The following is a 19,004-nucleotide window of genomic DNA, read 5'->3' on the forward strand; positions in this document are numbered from 1 at the left end:
ATTGAATTTCCCCCTTTACATAGCCAAACGTTATATTTTTAGCAGAAGTAAAAACAATGCTATCAATATTATTAATCGCATTGCCAGCATGGGAATTATTGTTGGCACAATGGCTTTGTTTGTGGTTTTATCTGTTTTTAGCGGATTGAAAGTTTTTAGTCTTTCGTTTACAAACGAAATTGATCCCGATTTAAAAATTACCAGTACTTACGGAAAATCATTTTTAATTTCGCCGGAACAACAAAATGAAATTAAAAAAATAGATGGCGTAGCTTCATACACCAAAATTATTGAAGAGCGTGTTTTGTTTTTATTCAAAGACAAACAACAAGTCACTTACTTAAAAGGAGTTGACACAAATTATCCCGTAGTTAACAATATCAGAAAAAAACTTTTTAACGGCGATTGGCTAAAACCAGATACCTATCAGGTTGTAATTGGTTACGGAATTGCTCAGGATTTTTCGATGGGAATTCTTGATTTTGAAAATCCATTACAAATATTTGCACCTAAACCAGGAAAAGGAGCAATTGAAAATCCCGACGAAGCTTTTAATAAAACAGAGGTTTTACCAGTAGGAATTTATTCGATAAGTGAAGATTTAGATTCAAAATACGTGTTTGCAGATTTAGGTTTAGCACAGGAATTATTAATGTACAAACCCAATCAAATTTCAGGAATCGAATTTAAACTCAAAGAAAACGCCAATGAAAATGCTATTAGTTCGCAACTGCAAACAGTTTTCAAAAACAAAATCACAATAAAAAACAGGGCACAACTTAACGAGTCTTTGTATAAAATGCTCAACACCGAAAATATAGTGGTTTACCTGATTTTTACCTTAGTAATTATTGTGGCTCTTTTTAATTTAGTCGGAGCATTAATTATGATGATTTTAGAAAAGAAAGGAAACTTAAAAACCCTTTTTAATCTTGGAACAGAAATCAATAGTTTGCGAAAAATATTCCTGTTGCAAGGAACATTGTTAAGTGTTTTTGGTGGTATAGTTGGACTTATATTAGGTATTATTTTAGTGGTAATTCAGCAGCATTTTAATTTGATTATGCTTACGCCAACATTAGCTTATCCGGTAGTTTTCAATCTCGAAAACGTACTTATAGTTATGGGAACTATTGTAACACTTGGTTTCGTTGCTTCGTTAATCGCCAGCAGCAGAGTAAGCAAAAAGTTATTAGATTAATATTTCTCGCTAAAAAATATTACTTATATTTATGCTCTTAAAAACTACAGAGTATGATTGTTTCTGCCTAATCCTATTTTATTTCTTCGAATAATTAGGATACTTACGTTTATTTTTCTTCAGTTCAGATTATTAAATCCGGACCAATTTTATCATTTATCCTAACACATCATGACAGAAACAATACAGAAAAGTTTATTTTCTAAAATTTATACTACTTTAAAACAAGCCATCAAAGGAGATGAATCTTTTGATTATACCACAGGAAGCATTAAAAAAGCAGTGATTCTATTAGCCATCCCGATGGTTTTAGAAATGATGATGGAATCGGTTTTTGCTTTGGTCGATTTATATTTCGTAGGACATTTAGAACATAGCAGTTTTGCTATTCAAACAGTTGGTTTGACGGAGTCTGTACTTACTATTATATATTCTGTAGCAATTGGGATGAGTATGGCAGCAACAGCAGTTGTTGCACGGCGAATTGGCGAAAAAGATCCTGTTGCTGCAGCAAAAGCCGGAATGCAGGCTATTATAGTGGCATTTTTAATTATCAGCATAATCAGTATACTGGGCGTTATTAATGCTAAAGAAATTCTGATCCTAATGGGCGCATCTCAGGAAGCTGCCGAACATGGTTATCTCTTTACACAAATTATGACAGGCTCAAGTTTGGTTATCATGCTTCTGTTTTTGATTAACGGGATATTTCGTGGAGCCGGAAATGCAGCAATTGCCATGAAAAGTCTTTGGTTGGCCAATATTTGCAATATCATTTTATGTCCAGTATTAATTAACGGTTTCGGACCAATTCCTGCTTTCGGATTAACAGGCGCAGCTATTGCTACAACTTTAGGAAGGAGTATTGGAGTATTATATCAAGTATATCATTTGTTTTTTGGAAATGGTATTTTAAAAATTAAAATTTCATACTTCGCCCCTGATTTCAAACAGATAAAAGCATTGGTTAAAATTGCGGCTCCCGGAGTTTTACAATTCGTAATTGCATCTTGCAGTTGGATATTTCTCGCACAATTGGTAGCAACAACAGGAGGAGATCACGGTTCGGCAGGATATCAGACAGCGCTTAGAATTATGATGTTTTTTATTCTTCCGGCTTGGGGATTAAGTAATGCTGCCGCAACTTTAGTAGGACAAAATTTAGGAGCTAAACAAATTGATCGTGCTGAAAAATCAGTTTATACAACAGCCAGATACAATGTTATTTTTATGACGACAATAATGTTGATTACATTATGTTTCGGAAAATATATTGTTTCCTTTTTCACGAATGATGAATTAGTAAGAACAATTGCGATCGAAGCGTTACAAATTATGAGCGTGGGATTTATCTTTTACGGAATAGGGATGGTTTTAATCAATACTTTCAATGGAGCAGGAGATACCTGGACGCCAACCGGAATTAATTTCTTTGGTTTTTGGTTGTTCCAGATTCCGTTAGCATATGTATTGGCAAAACATTTTAATATGGGACCAAAAGGTGTTTTCATTGCGATTCCAGTTGCAGAAACTGCTATAACAGTCGCAAGTATTTTCTTTTATAAAAGAGGGAAGTGGAAACGTATTCAGGTATAATCTATAATACAAAAAAGACCTTCAAATTTGAAGGTCTTTTGCATTTTACATCTTTGTTAAAGCTTTAAACGTTAACGAAGATGATCTATAATTTATACAAATTCATATCCGGCATAAACTTGTTCAATTTCTTTCATAACAGCAAACAAATTTTCAGGCTCATCAGTGGTAACCAGTTTTTGTTTGTATTCTTTAAAGGAATGAATTCCTTTGAAATAATTGGTATAATGACGACGCATTTCAACAATTCCAAGACGTTCACCTTTCCATTCCATCGACCACATTAAATGATTTCTGGCGGCTCCTACACGATCAGCAACTGTTGGGGCAGGTAAGTGCTCTCCGGTTTTAAAATAGTGCTTGATTTCGTTAAAAATCCAAGGATAACCAATTGCGGCTCGACCAATCATAATTCCATCGATACCGTATTCATTTTTATATTTTAATGCTTTTTCGGGACTGTCAATATCGCCATTTCCAAAAATAGGCATTGTAATTCTGGGGTTATTTTTTACACGTGCAATATGCGACCAGTCGGCGTGACCTTTATACATTTGTGCGCGCGTTCTGGCGTGAATCGTCAAAGCCTGAACACCAATATCCTGAAGTCTTTCAGCAACTTCATCAATGTTGATAGAGCTATCATCCCAACCCAAACGTGTTTTGACAGTAACGGGTAAATCAGTACTTCTGATCACCGCTTTTGTCAAGCGAATCATCAAATCTACATCTTTTAGAACTCCGGCTCCTGCACCTTTACAAACTACCTTTTTTACCGGGCATCCAAAATTAATATCCACTAAATCTGGTTTTACGGTAGAAACAATTTTAGACGAAAGTGCCATTGCCTCTTCATCACCACCAAAAATCTGAATTCCAACCGGACGTTCGTAATCAAAAATATCCAGCTTCATTCTACTTTTGATCGCATCACGAATCAATCCTTCAGACGAAATAAATTCAGAATACATCATGTCAGCGCCATGCGTTTTGCATAATCTGCGAAACGGTGGATCACTAACATCTTCCATCGGTGCGAGTAATAAAGGAAATTCGGGTAATTCTATGTTGCCAATCTTGACCATCTTCAATATTTTGTGCAAAATTACAACATTTAGTTCAATTTGTACCAAATTGAGGTTCAAAGGTTCAGAGAGGCAAAGGTTCAAAGGTTTTTTATCGGGCTAATAGAAAAGAAAACCTCTGTCCCTCTGAACCTTTGCCACTTTGTACCTTTTTATGAAACTCTGTAATCAAAAAATCGAATTGGTTTTCGGCTCATTGGATTAAAAACCAAAGGATTTAAAGTTTCCTTTGAAGCGAATTCGATCTTTGGAGTTACTCTTAATTTCGCTCTGAAGTGATCTTTTATTTCTTGTAAAAATTCGGCAGATTGATTTTTTGCGGCTATTTTTATGAGGATTTCATCTGTTCCTAAATCGTTGGTCGAGATTTCGATAATATGATTTTCGATATTATCAAAACCACTCAAAACATCGCTCATCGCTGGCGGATAAAGCGTTGTTCCTTTGTATTTTATCATTTGTTTTTTACGACCCACAACCGGACCCACACGCAACGTATTTCTTCCGCAAGCACAAGGACTATTGTGTAACTGAACAATATCTCCGGTTTTAAAACGTAATAAAGGCATAGCTTCAATCCCTAAAGTGGTAAAAGTCAATTCGCCAATTTCACCGTCTTTTACAGGAATATTATTTTCGTCGAGAACTTCCACAATAATCAATTCCGGATGATGATGACCGCCAACACCATGTTCACATTCTGTAAAAGCAGTGCTCATTTCTGTCGAAGCATAAGTTGAAAACAACTTAATATTCCACTTTTCAGTAATTTTATTAGATAATATATTCATCGAAAAATCCTGATTTCTTAAAGATTCTCCAATGCAGATTGCACCTTTTATGCTCGAATTATTATAGTCGATTCCGTGTGCTTCGGCATATTCAATTAACTTTAATAAAAATGACGGAACCGTAATTAAATAAGAAGGTTTATATTTTAAAATAGAATCCCATTGCAATTCCGGAATTCCGGCACCAACACGAATAACGCCCACTTTTAGTTTTCGTAATCCCAGAAAATAAGCCAGTCCGGCCATGAATTTTCTGTCGATTGTAGTCATTAATTGTACCACATCGCCCTCTGCAATTCCGGCGCAGGCAAACGAAATCGCTTCATTATAAGCCAATCTGTCTAAATCAGAATCGGTTAAGCCAAAAGTTACCGGATCGCCTAAAGTTCCTGAAGTTGATGCATAATCAATGATTTTGTTTTGAGGAACACATAAAAAATCATCGTTGTATTCTTGTAGATTTTCTTTTGTGGTAACAGGTAAATATTGTAAATCTTCGAGTGTTTTAATTTTCGAAATATCAATATTTTGTCCTGCAAAAAGACGTTTATAAAAAGGAGAATTTTGACTGATATATTGTAAAAGTTCGGCTAATTTCTGCTCTTGAAAATTTTTAATTTCTTCTAAAGAATCTTTTTCTATTAATGGAATCATTGTAATTTTCTTTTGATTTTTTTTAAATATTTTTCAATTGCTGTTTTATCAGGAACTGTAGTAATTTCTGTGGTTAATGCTTTTTCAAAATTAGTCTGAGAAAGCTTGTATTCTTTTTTTTGATAAAAGTACAACCCTGCTTTGTAATACACAACCCAATAATCAGGGTTTAAGGATTGATATTGTTGGATAAATTCAGGACTGATAAATTCTTTGTTTTTTAGATAAATGTCGATTTTGTCATCTTCAATTCTAAATTTCTGATAATTTTTATATTGAATAGTTTCTAAAAAAGGATCTTTTGCAATATTTAAATTTTTCTGTTGAAAGGAAGTAATTGTTTTCACTTTTCTTTCTTTAAAAACAGAATCCAGATTATAACAAACAAATTCTCCCAATTGATACGGATTTGCCGATACCCAAACCAATTTTTCTTTTGGTTTAAAAATAACGCCATGATGCGCCATCAGTTGATTCAATGCTTTTTCGTTGCCATAACCCAAAGCAATGTTTTGTAAACCGTCTTTATTTCTAAGAATTTCAGAAGCAATTTTAGGATTGATTTTCGGGTTTTCTGCAAAAAGTTCCTGCATTCTTTCAAAACGATATTCCGAATGACTGTTGGCAATTTGGAACTGATTTCGTTTTTCGTTTTTTAAATCTTCTCCCTGAAAATGATTTGCGCAGAATAATTGATTACTATTTGGGACTTCGTACACATCCATTTTTTTAGGTGAAACTTCAATCAAAATAGCTTTGTTGTCATTTGCACTTCCCACCATAATCGATTCTGAAACAAAAACTTCGCTTTTTTTAGCAATGGCAATTGCTTCGTCAATATTTTTAGCATGTTGTAAAATTTCGCGTGTCAAAATCGAAATCGGCGTTTTGGCAATCAACGGGATTTTAGATTTCGAGGCATTTATCGTAACCGTTAAACCTTCGATATTCATTCCGGAAACGGCACCAACCATTCCGGGCCAGGTGACCATCATAAATTTGTTGCCCTCCTTCGGGTTTATAAACGCAACGATTTTATTTTCCGCGAAAGCGTCATTAACATAAAAGTCAAAATTGCGTCCGAGAATTAAATTTCCATCTTCGGATTTTTCTCCCCAGGCAGCAAAAGACGAACAGCCCACCAAAGCCAGATCTTGCAAAGCATGACCAATATCGTGCGCGGCATGCAAGTACAAACTGCGCTGAAATTGTGGTGCAATATTGTCAAAATCATGTGTGGTATATTGCGAAACGCCAAAAATCTCCGTCTGATATTCGTCAGGAACATTGGTATATAATTTACGATTGTACCATTTTAGAAAATTACGAAGTAAGTTCTGCTGAAATTTTGAGGGAACTATATCCTTTATTTTAGAGAAAAATATGTGTTCCTGTTTTTTTAAAAGTGAATCAGATAAAGCGCCCGTGTTGAGTCCAATTTCAAGGGGATCGCCTTCAACATATAATTCCCAAATACCTTGTTTGTTTTTTGAAAATGAATTTTTTCCCGAAGTAAAGACACTATCAGATTGTTTTGTTACAAGAGGTTTTGCAGTATTATAATGTGAAATGTCAGGCTGATGACGCATCGATTTTGATGTTCCGCAAGATGCCAACATCAACAAAAAACCAACGAAAAAAAATAATTTAATTGGGCTTTTCATACCTACCTATCCAAGAATAATGGACTCATTCATTGTTATCTTTCTCATAACCTTCATAGTAATATGACTGTTCGATTCCTTTAAAAATAACTTCTCTATTGTTAACTTCATCAGTTAGATTTTCCTTTAATAAAGTTCTTAATTCCAAATCGTTAATAGGACTTCTTTCCATTGACTGCAAATAAAGAGTTTTGTCAACGAATTGCCAGTTGACAACTTTATGGAGTTGTTTTTTTAGAATCATATCCAGCCATATTCTCATAGATCTGCCATTACCTTCCATAAAAGGATGAGCAATATTCATCTCAACATATTTAGCAATAATTTCTTCAAAACTGTTTTCTGGCATTTGCTCAATCTTTACTAGAATTTCATTAAGATATAATGCATTTGCAAATCTAAAACCAACTTTTGAAATATTGAGTTTTCTTATTTCTCCGGCAAAATCATATAAAGGATGAAATAGATAATGGTGAATTGTGCTAAGGCCTGTTGTTGTACCAATTTGTATTTCGTCAATATCGTTCGATTCAAATAATCGATAGGCATTTTCTAAACTGTTCTTGTCAATATTTTTCATAGAGATCTTGTACCAAATTTAAGTCGCAATCAAAATTACAATTTAATTCCTAAAATTCGGAATTTAAAGTTTTCGTTTCGGAGTCATGTTCTGATGAATTACATATCAGCTGCCTCATTAATTTTAGTGACAAGATATTCTTTTCCAAGAATTTCTGAGCAAGTTACAACCGCTCCAATTGTTACACCTAAAACGCCGTGCATATTAATACTTTGGCCCGTAAGATATAAATTATCCAGCTTGGTTTTTGACGGAATCAAGGTTTTCATCGGATTATTGGAATCTTTAACATATCCGTACATATTACCGTTATCTCCACCAATATAATCACGATAGGAGAGTGGTGTCGAAGTGTGTACAGATTGAATACAATCTCTGATACCGGGAAATTTTATCTCGATTTCATCTAAAAACTTCGCTGCCTTCCGTGATTTGAATTCTTCATAGCTTTCTCCGCGATCATTTTCATCAACCGTGGTATTAAAAGTATCCATCCACGGAGCAACATCATCATATTTCATGTAAGTGATAAAAGTCATTCCTTCTGCCCAAATTTCCTGTTTTTTTGAAGCATTCATAGAAGCCATAAAAGCTTTTGGCCACGAATTCTCGTCATAATCATGCGCTGTCCAGACTTCAGAACTTTTCTTGAAATGATAATGATTGTGATTGATATATTTAAAAGTTTTCGGTTTAAAAACGATATATAAACTAAATGCCGAAATAACGCCTTCAAGACTTTGAACCCTGCTGTAAAATGATTTTCTAAAGTTTTCTTCACCAGCCATTTTAAGCGTCGTTTTTGGCTCAATATTAGAAATAAAATAAGAACCGGAAACCTGAGTTCCGTCTTTCATATCTACTGATATTACTTTTTTATCTTCAACATTAAATTTGGTGACTTCTTTGTATTTATAAAATTCACCGCCGTGTTTTTTTAACTGTTTTAAAAGTTGTTTTGTAATTTGACTTCCGCCATTAATGCAGCGCCATGAACTTTGAATGTATGAGTTTACAGAAAGGGCATGAACGTAAAAAGGCGATTTATCAGCAATGCCGGCGTATAAAAAATTAGAACCTGATAAAACAGCTTTTAATTTTTCATTTTGTGTACATTCTTCAATTGTTTCTTTGGCATTAAGACTTAAAATTTCATTATCATATTTGCCATCCCATTCTAAATTATAGAGCGGAAAGCACTCGCAAATAGCCTTTATTTTTTTGCAGTAGTCTTCAATATTTGCTTTTTCGTCAGGGAAAAAACGCACTAACTGATTGGCAAAATTATCATAACCCTGCGCATGAGGATATTGGTTTTCATCATCTTCAAAAGAGATAACGTCGAAACCGTTTTCATCTAATTTTTTAAGATTCAGATGATCCATAATGCCCAAATATTTGAAATATTTGTATAAATTTTGCCCTTCACCTAAACCTCCGATGTAATGGATTCCAGTATCAAAAATGGTTTTATCGCGTACAAAAGTTTGTAGATTTCCGCCGTATTGATTGTTTTTTTCCAGCACACAAACGCGATAACCTTCCTTCGCCAGAATAATTGCCGAGACTAATCCGCCTAAACCGCTGCCCACAATTACAACATCGTATTGCTCTTTCATCCTAAATTTTCTTTAATACGATTATAGAATTATCCTCTGAAACAGATTCAAAAGCAAAGTCAATTATGGTGTTTTTTAAACCCGGACTATTCATTAAAATAATACAGGAAGTTGCAGCAATTACTTTTTCAAGATCATCTTTATAATTTTCATCAGAAATTAAAACAGCATCATATCTATTTTCTAAAGCTGGTTCAAGATTATCCAGATAAGAGATTTTTCTCTTTTTCAGGAAATAATTTGTTTTAGCAACTTCACGTTTTTCGTGGTCAGAATTGTATGAAAGTACTTTTCGTTGTGGTTCCTGTAAAGTCAGTAAAACGTCTAACTGACCGTAATCATTTGATAAATGTAATATTTTGGCTTTCGCCGAAAGGTGTTTATTGAGTTGATAATACGTTTCTAAATTGTTTTTTAAATCGCTTTTTACACTACTTATGATTTCAATTTCTTTGTAATCAAAACTATGAATAATCATTTTTTTGAAATAATCCGGACCTTCTAATTCCTGACGCACTTTATGAAATTCTTCTTTGAAATAAGCACTTAATTTTTTCGTTCTTTCGACATAATTTCTCCCGAAAGAAAGGTTATCAGGAGCAATTCTTTGTAAAATTGAAAGGGTAACAAAACTATGATGAATCACAAAATCGCCTTTAGGGATTGCTTCTGAAGCACCATGAATCAAAACGGGAACAATATCCAGATTAAATTCCTCGGCAAGATAAAAAGCACCTTTATGAAAACGATTGATCTGGTTACTTTCAGAACGTGTTCCTTCAGGAAAAATCATTAGTGAATATCCTTCGTTTACTTTTTGTCGCAAATGTTCAACTCCGCCTTCGAGACCTTCAGAAACCGGATAAAATCCTGCTTTTCTAACTGTGCCACCAAAAATAGGAGAGTTGTAAACCCAGTCGTTTACCAGAAATATAATTTTTGGACTCAACATTCCCATCGCCAGAATATCAATAAACGAAGAATGATTGGCAATAATTATCGCTGGTTTTTCAAAAGTTTCATTAAAATTATTGATGACTTTTTTATGTAAAAACGGATTTGAATACAATACGGAATTCATGAATTTTGAAATACAATAACGGAATGCTTTCATCTTCGTTTTTTCCTTTATCGGAAGAATTGGCATTATTGTTATACTGAAAAGCGACATCAAAATTCCGCCAAGTCCGTAATAGGTAAATGAAATTACACCGTGAATGAAAGTTCGCAATACAAACGGCGGATTTCCTTTTTTCGAACGATTTGATATGAATAATTTAAACAGAATCGGGTAGAAAATAAACGTAATAATCAACGCTGCAAAAACTCCAATTAATGAAACTGAAGAGATAGAGCGTAATGCCGGATGACGTGCAAAAATCATCGCGCCAATTCCTAAAATAGTAGTAATAACCGCCAGAATTATTGAAGTTCTGTAAATCGCGATTTCGTTTTTTCCGGTTGTATATTCTTTTTGAAGTGCGCTTGTCATGAAAATACTAAAATCGACACCATGACCAAAAATCAGCGTACAAACAATCATGCTGAAAATATTCATTTGAATACCAAAGATTCCCATAATTCCAGCCGTAACAATTCCGGTTAAAGCAATTGGAATACAACTTACAATAACTAATTCCAGTCTTCTGAAAAAGAAAAACAAAATCAGGATTACAGCCACAAATGAATAATTGACAAGCGAATTAAAATCGGTTTTTAGAGTACTAAAAAACGTTTCATTCATTTGCTGGCGATCAATTGCAATCAGGTTATTTTTAGCTGAAGCCGATTTTACAAAAGAATCTCGTTGTTCCGGTGTTACTTTTACTAAAGTAGAAATCGTGAAAAATCCGTTTTTTTCGGTTACAAATTCTTTCAATTGTAAAGCCTGAACTTTCAGGTAATCCTGCGCTGAAATTGGTTTAAAATTAAAATCTAAATGATCAAAAAAAGCAGTGTAAGTTGTGGGTTTGAAACCAAGTTTTGAACCTTCGGCAATTAACTGCGATTCTAAAAGTTGCTTTTTATTGGCATCCCAAAACGAATTCCATTTGTCAATTTTTTGTTGTTGTGCCGCCTGCGAAAGCATAATTCCTCCAACGGAACTGAAATTTAATATTTTGTTCGTTTGCTTTTCCTTCGATAAATCGGCAAAAAGCTGCGAGTTGTTTTGTAAAACTTCCTCCATACTGTTGCCATATGAAGCCACATAAATGGTTTTGGAAGTTAAACTCGTGCTTTCTTCAAGGTCTTTTTCTGCTGCCTGGATCTCTTTAGGAACAAAATTCAATTGCGATAAATCGTTATTGAAGCCAACGTTGTTATAGGTAAAGCAGCAAATAATGGTAATTAAAACGCAAAAACCAATGAGATATTTATTGTTATGAAAAGAGAAATGTGCAAGTTTATCGATGACATTTTTCTTATGTTCGAAATTATTTTCTTTCGGTTTATACAAATGCGGCACAATCAAAAGAGAGAAAATACCCGTTACCATAACAATTACGGCGGCGAAAATTCCGAGGTCATTTAATGCATCTGACTTTACAAAAAGTAAACATAAAAAGGCAACAGCCGTTGTTGAGCTGCTCATAATGACCGGCATTGTAATGTCTTTGTATAACGTTTTTACATCGCTATTGTGTTTATAATGCGTTAGAATATGAATCGAATAATCAATTGTGATTCCTAATAAAATAGATCCGATTCCGAGAGAGATTGCAGAAATTTGTTCCTTCACAAAATATAAAAAGGCAACGGCAAATAAAGCACCAAAAACGGTTGGGAGAAAAATAATCAGCGGAATCATTACTTTTCGATAAAACAAAATCAAGATCAACATTAGCGTAATCATCGCGATTGTTGTGGTTAAAATAATATCGCTTTTGATTTGATTGGCATTGGCAACCGCAATCAAAGCTGAACCGAAATAACTAATCGAGGTTTTGCCTTTGAATTTTGTATTTAAATTCTCCTGAATCGATTTTAGTTTATTCGCAAAAATTGTATTCTTTTCTGTTTCGCTTGACGGAATATTTGACGTAATAAAAAGTAACAGTTTCTTTTTGTCTTTGGTCATTACAAAACCATTATCAAGTGTGAAATCGTCACCAATATTTAGCTGCTGTAATTTTTTTAAAGCAATAAAGGAAATCCCAAGTGGATCCTGTAATATAAAATCTTTGGTTATAAATCCTGAAGGAGAAATAATAGACTTGTAATTTCCCTGAATTGTTGCTGCAATACTGTCTTTTTGAAGTTTGTTCTGAATGGCAGCATAATCTTTATTCTCCAGAAAAAGCGGCAAATTATTGTAGACAAAATCTATGGTTTCCTGAATGTTTTCTTCGTCAATTTTTCCCTGAATTCCGGTAACGTAAGGTGTACAGGATTTGGCAACACTATCTGAAAAAATAGTAGCCATTTCTTTTAGATCTTCGTCCGTTCCGTTTTTATCCAATTTGAAAATAACCGTGATTTTATCAGCAAAATTGAGTTGTTTCAACACTTTTGCCGTAACATCTGCCTTATCGTTTGTTGGGATAAGTTTGGTAATGTCTTCCTCAAACTTAATTCGGGAAGCAAAAAATCCAAATGCCAAAAGCATCAAAATAGCCAATACCACCGATAATTTTTTTCGTCGGTTTACAAACAAGTGAATGGCGTAGAAGTATTGATGCATAATTATTTATTGTTGTTTTTGCCTATTGTTTTTTTCGCCACGAATTTCACGAATTTTCACTAATTAATTCCTGTCTAATTTTAAATGTTTAAATCATTGTAATCCTTTAATCTTTGGCATTTTTTTTCGTTGCGTTTCGTAATCGATTAAAAATTAATTCGTGCTAATTTGTGAAATTCGTGGCAATCCGACACAGATTATAAAATCAGGCTAAATTCTTTTAATCTGTGGCAAACTTTTATGTAATATCTGTTTTATTCCTAGAACTAAAAGCCGTTAAAAGTAAATAACTTATAAGACCAAAAGTCAGCGCCAAAACGGATGCTAAAATAAGACTTCCCACGATATATTGCGTAGCATTTTTTTGAATATCATCAAGTGTAACCGAACTATCTAAAATTAGTGGTGCATCATTTGATACAAAGTAACTTCCCATTTTTAAGGAACCGTAAATAACAAAAGGAATAAAAGGCGGAAAACTCACATTTGAAGCCAGATAAGCGATTACTTTATTGAGCCTGAATAAAGCCGCAAAAGTAAAAAGCAACACAGTTTGAAATCCCCAAAATGGAGAAATTCCTATAAAAATACCTAAAGCTATTGCTGCCGATTTTTTAAAATTAGAGTCAGAACTTTCTAGAATATCTTCAAGAAAGAATTTTTTAAAGCCTTTTTTTTTTGCTCGCCTGAAGAAATCTCTTGGTTTGATGTACAATAAGGCGTTGATTACCAAAACGGTATTTAAAATACTGATTCGGGTAAAATCTTTGAAAGGGCGAAAATGGGAAACACGTTCTGCAGGATCGTATAAAATTTGAATCGGAATGTTTTTGACCACAATTCCTTTCCAGGCAGAACGAACAATAACTTCAATTTCGAATTCAAATTTATTGGTATAAAATTGCTTCGGAATTAATTGTAAAGGATATAATCGAAATCCTGACTGCGTATCTTCTAATACGATTCCGGTTTCAAACTTAAACCAGAAATTCGAAAATTTATTACCGAAACTACTTTTCTTCGGCACATTTTCCTGTGTCATATTTCGGCTTCCAATCAAAAGAGAACTAGGTTGTTTTTGAATTTCTTCAATAAAAACCGGAATATCGTCAGCAAAATGTTGTCCGTCAGAATCTATTGTGATGGCATATTCAAAATTCTGTTCAATTGCTTTTCTAAAACCATTTCGGAGCGCTCTTCCTTTTCCTAAATTCTTAGGATGGTGAATTTGAGTCAGCTCCGAGTATTGTTTTAAAATTTCGCTGGTTGAATCTGTTGAACCGTCATTGACGATAATAATATGTGAAGTGAAATCTAAAATAGAATCCAGCACTCTTTTCAGCGTTTTGTGATTATTGTACGTGGGAACAATGACACAAAAAGAGGTTGAATTAAGCAGATTCTGCTGTGATAAAGTAGGTTTCATTTAGCGTTTTTCGTGAGCTTACTTCACAAACTGTTTTTCTTTTTCAGAGAAACTTTTAGATTGTAAAACAAATTCTTTTAGATAATCTTTCAAAGCACCGCTTTGCTCTGCATAATGCGTTGTTATGAATTTTTTATCTTCTTTAATATTTTTTTTGTAACCGGTAATTCCCGGAACATCTTCCTGAATACTCAATCGAATCATTCTGATTTCGATATTATTCGGGTCACTTTTTAAAGTTGCTTCAAGTAATTTTGCACCTTCTTTAAAGCGGGAAATTTTACTACCTATTAAATTTTCAAACTTAGAATCGACCAAAATTGAAGCTGCTTTGTAAGCCACTAAAATTTTGTCGTCGGTATTTGAAATTCCAACAAGTTTATCCGTAAATTCTTTTGCATTAGCTTCTGATTTTGCAACATCAGGATACATTTTTCGAATAGCTGCCAAATCTGGGTTTACCGCAAAGTTTATCCATAGAAGCAGAGAGAATAGTAATTTCATAAATTATAATTTTTTATACACATTGCTTAATTTTAAAGCAACCGTATCGTTAAAATATGTGGTGTTTTTTACCTTTACCAAATCATCTTCTGTGGTTATAATATCAAGTTCTAAACGCAATTCCGGATTTGTTTCCGGATTGATTAATGCCATGAATTTTACATTGGTCAGTGTTTGTATCATCAACGAACTTTTAGTAATCGACTCTGTAAGTTCTTTAATAATCTGAATCATGCAAACGCCCGGCATAATTGGGTTTCCTGGAAAATGACCTTTAAAAACCTCGTGATTGGCATTAACTAATATACGAAAATTAAATTTAGCATCTCCTGTTTTTTCTTCTGAAAGAACTTTATAAAAGTCTTTTAAAACCATATTTTTTTATTTTACTTTAAAAGTGTAACTAATACCAATCTGGAAAACCTGATTTAAAATCAGATCGTTATAGTAATAATCATCGTTATCATATTCGATTCCGTCATAGCCATAAATATCAATTAAACCTTGTTTAAATCGTGCTTCAAAAGTCAGTCCGTTTGGTAATGTGTAACCTACTCCGGCAACGATAGAAAAGTCAAAATCGATTGGGTCAAAACCATAACGGCCAAAATTATCACTCGTTTTAAAATCAGCTGAAGGCCCCGCTAAAATATGAAAACCTTTTCCGCCAAAGTTAAATTTAGCAACAACTCCAAGCGATAAATAATCCAGTTCATATTTTGCAGGTGTTCCAAAATCCGGATTTTGATCAGTGTAATATCTTCCTTCAGAACCTTGTCTGGAATAGGTTAATTCCGGCTGAAGCGTAAAATATTTATTGAATTTTATCTCGACTAATCCACCAACATAAAAATCTGATTTCATACCATTATCATCAATATTACTTAAACTCGACAGCGTTAAACCTCCACGAAGTCCCGGACTAACCGTTACTTGTGCATTTGACGTTACAATACCTATAAATAAAACAAAAGCAATTACGGTTAATTTTTTCATTTTGGTTTGATTTAAAGTTTATGATTAGTTTAAATTTTATTCTGATTTCAAATAATTCAAAACAATTTTCAACTTAATATTTTGATGAACAATTTCAATCTTCTCGGCAAAAATATTGTTTTCTGAAGTAAATGTCAGCGTAAATTTTTCTTTTGTTTTAGAAGAATGAACCACTTTTTCTAATTTTTTATCTTTTTTTGAGATGAAAAGATAATTGTCGCGTTTTCCATCTTTCGATTTGTAAATATTATCTGCATCATTTTCAAATTGTTCCTGAATCAAATATTCTTTTTTGAGCAGTAATCTAAAATCTTCTTTTAAAGTATTGATCAGGATTTTTCGGTCTAATTCTGAAACGATCGAATTGACTTTGAAATCAGTATCAGATATTTCAAAATCTAACAATTTGTTACCAAATTCGGTTGTGAAAACAATTCGATGCGTTGTATCATTTATTTTTTTTGCGATGAAAATTCCGCTGATTTCATTTCCATAAACCGTGATATTGGTTTTATAAACATAATCTTTTTTTGAATCTGAAAAGTAGGGAACCTGATAAGATGCTTTGTCTAATTTTTTGGGTGTATAATTTTTGGTGACTGAGCCACAAGAAACTAAAACAATAGCCAGAAGGCAATTAATTATTAAAAACTGAATCGTCGATTTTTGCATTGATCACTTTATTTTTAAGTACAATTCTGGTATAATCTTCAGATGATTCTAATAGTTTTACCTGAACAACGGTTGCTTCTTCTTTATCAAAAGTCAGTTCAATTTGTTTGATGTATTTTTTAAGAGTAGCATCTTTCGGAACAAATTTTGCCAGATTCTGACCTTTTAATTTAAAATATGAAATCGTAAATTCTTTATCGTCAAACATATTTCCGCTCACACTGCCAACAATTAATTTATTGATACGTCCAAAGATTTTGCTGTTGCCAATATCAACTGCGCTTTTCTTTCCTTCGTCATTAATCAGGATTTTCCCGTTTTTAAAAACAATACTATAATTGTATGGTTTTTTATATTGCCATTGCAAAAGACTCGGTTCCTTGAAAATCATTTTCCCCGAAGTTTCAATGTCTTTCGATAAAAAATCCAAATGTTTGTACTGAACGAAATCAGTACTTAAAGTCTTGATTTTTTTTGAAACTATATTTACATCTTGCTTAAAAGCAGCGACTTCTGCGTCGCTCATTTTTTGTTCCTGAGCAAATAAATTGCCTGAAATAAATAGAATTAGTAGTGCTATTTTAGTTTTCATATTTTTTTAAATTGTGCTTTAAAATTTTTGCCACAGATTACTATTTAATTTAGTAAAATCCGTTTTTTATCCGCGTCTTCGCTTTAGCGAATCCGTTTCATCCGCGTTCAATTTCATAAGCTTTAAGATTCAAAAGTTCTTCGATTGAAATCACTTCGTAATTGTTTTGTTGCAAAAATTGCAAAAACTGTTCCAATACCAAAACGGAGTGTGACGCCGTGTCGTGCAAAAGTACGATTCCGCCGGGAGAAACAAGTTTTATAATGCGATTGAAAATTAAATTTTGATTTTTTGTTCCGCCGTCGAGCGATCGAATATTCCAGCCAATTACTTTATGTCCGGTTATTTTCAAAGCTCTTCTGATCGATGGTGTTGTAACTCCGTAAGGCGGACGAAAGAAGTTTATTTTTTTTGAAGTGAATTTTTCCAGAAGTTTATCTGTTTTCTCAATTTCTTCTTTGATTGTTGCAGCATTATAAAAATCAAAAAATTTAGAATGACTATAGGAATGATTCCCAACCAAATGTCCGTCATTAATAATTTGTTTTAAGATTTCAGGATGTACTTCAATATTTTTCCCGATGCAGAAAAAAGTTGCTTTTACATTGTATTTTTTCAGAATTTCTAAAACTTCTAAAGTAAAAAAGCTTGGTCCGTCATCAAACGTAATTGCAATTTTTTTTTCGGTTTCTAACGGATTATTGCAGAACGCTTTTACGTGATAATTAGATGAAATTCGTGCAGAACCAATAGCATTTATTCCCAGCCAGATTAAAACAATTGTGATAAACCATACCCAACTAATTGCCGCATAAAAGTTCAGAAGAACGAGTAAAAGCAATAAAAAGAGAAAGAATAACGAAATGTTTTTATGCGTTATCATTTTGATATCAAAGTAAAACTATGATTTTTTCCGTTTAACTGATTGTACAATAAAATGGTATTATAAACTGGTTTTTCAACCGAATTTGCTTTTGTAATTTCAGGAATTTCCTGAGTTTTTATAACTTTAGATGCCATCCATAAAGCAAAGGCCGAAGCTGTATCATATTCGCCGCTCAAATGTTTGTAATATAATTGAGGCGTTTCTGCGAAAGCATTTTCAGCAATATTTTTATAATAAATATCAGAATCTACATTTCCGTTAAAACCTAAAACCAACGCATCAATATCTGAAACTTGTAAATTATTTACTTTTAAAAAGCTGACAATTTCATTTTCAACTTCATTTGGATCTAAAGTATTTATAATGGCAACATCCAGAATTTCGGCGTAAGTGCTTTCTTTTTTCTCGTTTTCTAAAACAAAAAAACTTGCACCTTCACCATAAATTGCACCCGGTGTTGTTGAATTTAGCATGTTTGATGGTAAATTACTTTCGTCTTTTACACGACCGGCCAATTTAAAAAGTGAGATCGTATAATCTCCGGTTTCGTCAATTCCGCCTACTAAAATAGAATCTGCTTCATTTTCTTCAATTTGCATTTTAGCATCTAAAAGTGCTGATTCGAAAGAAACAACTCCGTTTACATAGGTGAAATTATAGCCTTTACATTGTAAAGTCAGAGCAATTTGTGCTCCAACGGTATTATGTGTTGATTGAATAAAAGAAGTGGGCGTTAAAAATTCTTCATTATTATCCAGAATGTTTTTCAGGAATTTTTCAGAATCTTCGATACATCCCAAACCGGTTCCGGTAATAATGGCATCAACGTTTTCGATATTTGCATCTTTTAAGGCTAAAGCCGAAGATACGATTCCGTTTTTTACACCTTTTGCCATTCTTCTGCTGGCAGCGGGAGAAATATAATCTTTATAAACAGGCGAAATTACAGTAAGTACCGTTTCGTCTGTGTGCGGAATTGCTTCTTCTAAAAAAACTGTATCAAATGTTTTTTGAGTCGATATACAGCCTACTCCATTTATATATGTTTTTTTCATT

Annotated in this window: 16 protein-coding genes; 2 read left to right on the forward strand and 14 right to left on the reverse strand. The window is 33.3% G+C overall.

Annotated features, from left to right (window positions below; translation table 11 throughout):
• Position 1: 1 nt before the first annotated feature.
• Both ACHRVX_RS08120 and ACHRVX_RS08125 read left to right on the forward strand, forming a co-directional pair.
• Positions 2–1,201: an ABC transporter permease gene (locus ACHRVX_RS08120; protein WP_395331060.1), complete on the forward strand. Its 1,200-nt coding sequence runs from the start codon at positions 2–4 to the stop codon at positions 1,199–1,201.
• 171 nt (positions 1,202–1,372) lie between these two features.
• Positions 1,373–2,797, forward strand: coding sequence for an MATE family efflux transporter (locus tag ACHRVX_RS08125; RefSeq protein ID WP_395331062.1), 1,425 nt, complete (start codon positions 1,373–1,375; stop codon positions 2,795–2,797).
• 92 nt (positions 2,798–2,889) lie between these two features.
• Here ACHRVX_RS08125 and dusB read toward each other — a convergent pair whose 3' ends face one another.
• The 14 genes from dusB to ACHRVX_RS08195 form a co-directional block, all read right to left on the reverse strand.
• A complete protein-coding gene (dusB, locus tag ACHRVX_RS08130) occupies positions 2,890–3,882 on the reverse strand; it encodes a tRNA dihydrouridine synthase DusB (protein WP_395331064.1) in 993 nt (330 codons plus the stop codon).
• A gap of 152 nt (positions 3,883–4,034) precedes the next feature.
• Entirely contained in the window at positions 4,035–5,327 is a 1,293-nt protein-coding gene (locus ACHRVX_RS08135) for a phenylacetate--CoA ligase family protein (RefSeq protein ID WP_395331066.1), read from the reverse strand.
• Complete coding sequence (locus ACHRVX_RS08140; protein WP_395331068.1) at positions 5,324–6,991, reverse strand: C45 family autoproteolytic acyltransferase/hydolase; 1,668 nt, start codon at positions 6,989–6,991, stop codon at positions 5,324–5,326. Before ACHRVX_RS08140 ends, ACHRVX_RS08135 begins: the two co-directional genes overlap by 4 nt.
• 25 nt (positions 6,992–7,016) lie before the next feature.
• Positions 7,017–7,571: a protein adenylyltransferase Fic gene (gene fic, locus ACHRVX_RS08145; protein WP_395331070.1), complete on the reverse strand. Its 555-nt coding sequence runs from the start codon at positions 7,569–7,571 to the stop codon at positions 7,017–7,019.
• Positions 7,572–7,669: 98 nt separating this feature from the next.
• Complete coding sequence (locus tag ACHRVX_RS08150; RefSeq protein WP_395331072.1) at positions 7,670–9,190, reverse strand: phytoene desaturase family protein; 1,521 nt, start codon at positions 9,188–9,190, stop codon at positions 7,670–7,672.
• A gap of 1 nt (position 9,191) precedes the next feature.
• Positions 9,192–12,872, reverse strand: a complete 3,681-nt coding sequence (locus ACHRVX_RS08155) for a 1-acyl-sn-glycerol-3-phosphate acyltransferase (protein ID WP_395331074.1) — start codon at positions 12,870–12,872, stop codon at positions 9,192–9,194.
• A 238-nt stretch (positions 12,873–13,110) separates the two neighbouring features.
• Positions 13,111–14,298, reverse strand: a complete 1,188-nt coding sequence (locus ACHRVX_RS08160; RefSeq protein WP_395331076.1) for a DUF2062 domain-containing protein — start codon at positions 14,296–14,298, stop codon at positions 13,111–13,113.
• An 18-nt stretch (positions 14,299–14,316) separates the two neighbouring features.
• Positions 14,317–14,802: a hypothetical protein gene (locus tag ACHRVX_RS08165; RefSeq protein WP_395331078.1), complete on the reverse strand. Its 486-nt coding sequence runs from the start codon at positions 14,800–14,802 to the stop codon at positions 14,317–14,319.
• A gap of 3 nt (positions 14,803–14,805) precedes the next feature.
• Positions 14,806–15,177, reverse strand: a complete 372-nt coding sequence (locus ACHRVX_RS08170; RefSeq protein WP_395331081.1) for a 3-hydroxyacyl-ACP dehydratase — start codon at positions 15,175–15,177, stop codon at positions 14,806–14,808.
• A 6-nt stretch (positions 15,178–15,183) separates the two neighbouring features.
• Entirely contained in the window at positions 15,184–15,798 is a 615-nt protein-coding gene (locus ACHRVX_RS08175) for a porin family protein (RefSeq protein WP_395331083.1), read from the reverse strand.
• A gap of 36 nt (positions 15,799–15,834) precedes the next feature.
• Positions 15,835–16,470: a hypothetical protein gene (locus ACHRVX_RS08180; protein WP_395331085.1), complete on the reverse strand. Its 636-nt coding sequence runs from the start codon at positions 16,468–16,470 to the stop codon at positions 15,835–15,837.
• Positions 16,436–17,062, reverse strand: coding sequence for an outer membrane lipoprotein carrier protein LolA (locus ACHRVX_RS08185; protein ID WP_395331087.1), 627 nt, complete (start codon positions 17,060–17,062; stop codon positions 16,436–16,438). The genes ACHRVX_RS08180 and ACHRVX_RS08185 overlap by 35 nt, the downstream gene beginning before the upstream one ends.
• Positions 17,063–17,159: 97 nt before the next feature.
• On the reverse strand, positions 17,160–17,945 hold the full coding sequence (locus ACHRVX_RS08190; protein WP_395331089.1) for a polysaccharide deacetylase family protein: 786 nt from the start codon (positions 17,943–17,945) through the stop codon (positions 17,160–17,162).
• A complete protein-coding gene (locus ACHRVX_RS08195) occupies positions 17,942–19,003 on the reverse strand; it encodes a beta-ketoacyl synthase N-terminal-like domain-containing protein (RefSeq protein WP_395331091.1) in 1,062 nt (353 codons plus the stop codon). The genes ACHRVX_RS08190 and ACHRVX_RS08195 overlap by 4 nt, the downstream gene beginning before the upstream one ends.
• Between the last annotated feature and the right edge of the window lies 1 nt (position 19,004).

Origin of the sequence: Flavobacterium sp. FlaQc-47 (assembly GCF_044006475.1) — a bacterium.
Classification (GTDB): Bacteria; Bacteroidota; Bacteroidia; order Flavobacteriales; family Flavobacteriaceae; genus Flavobacterium.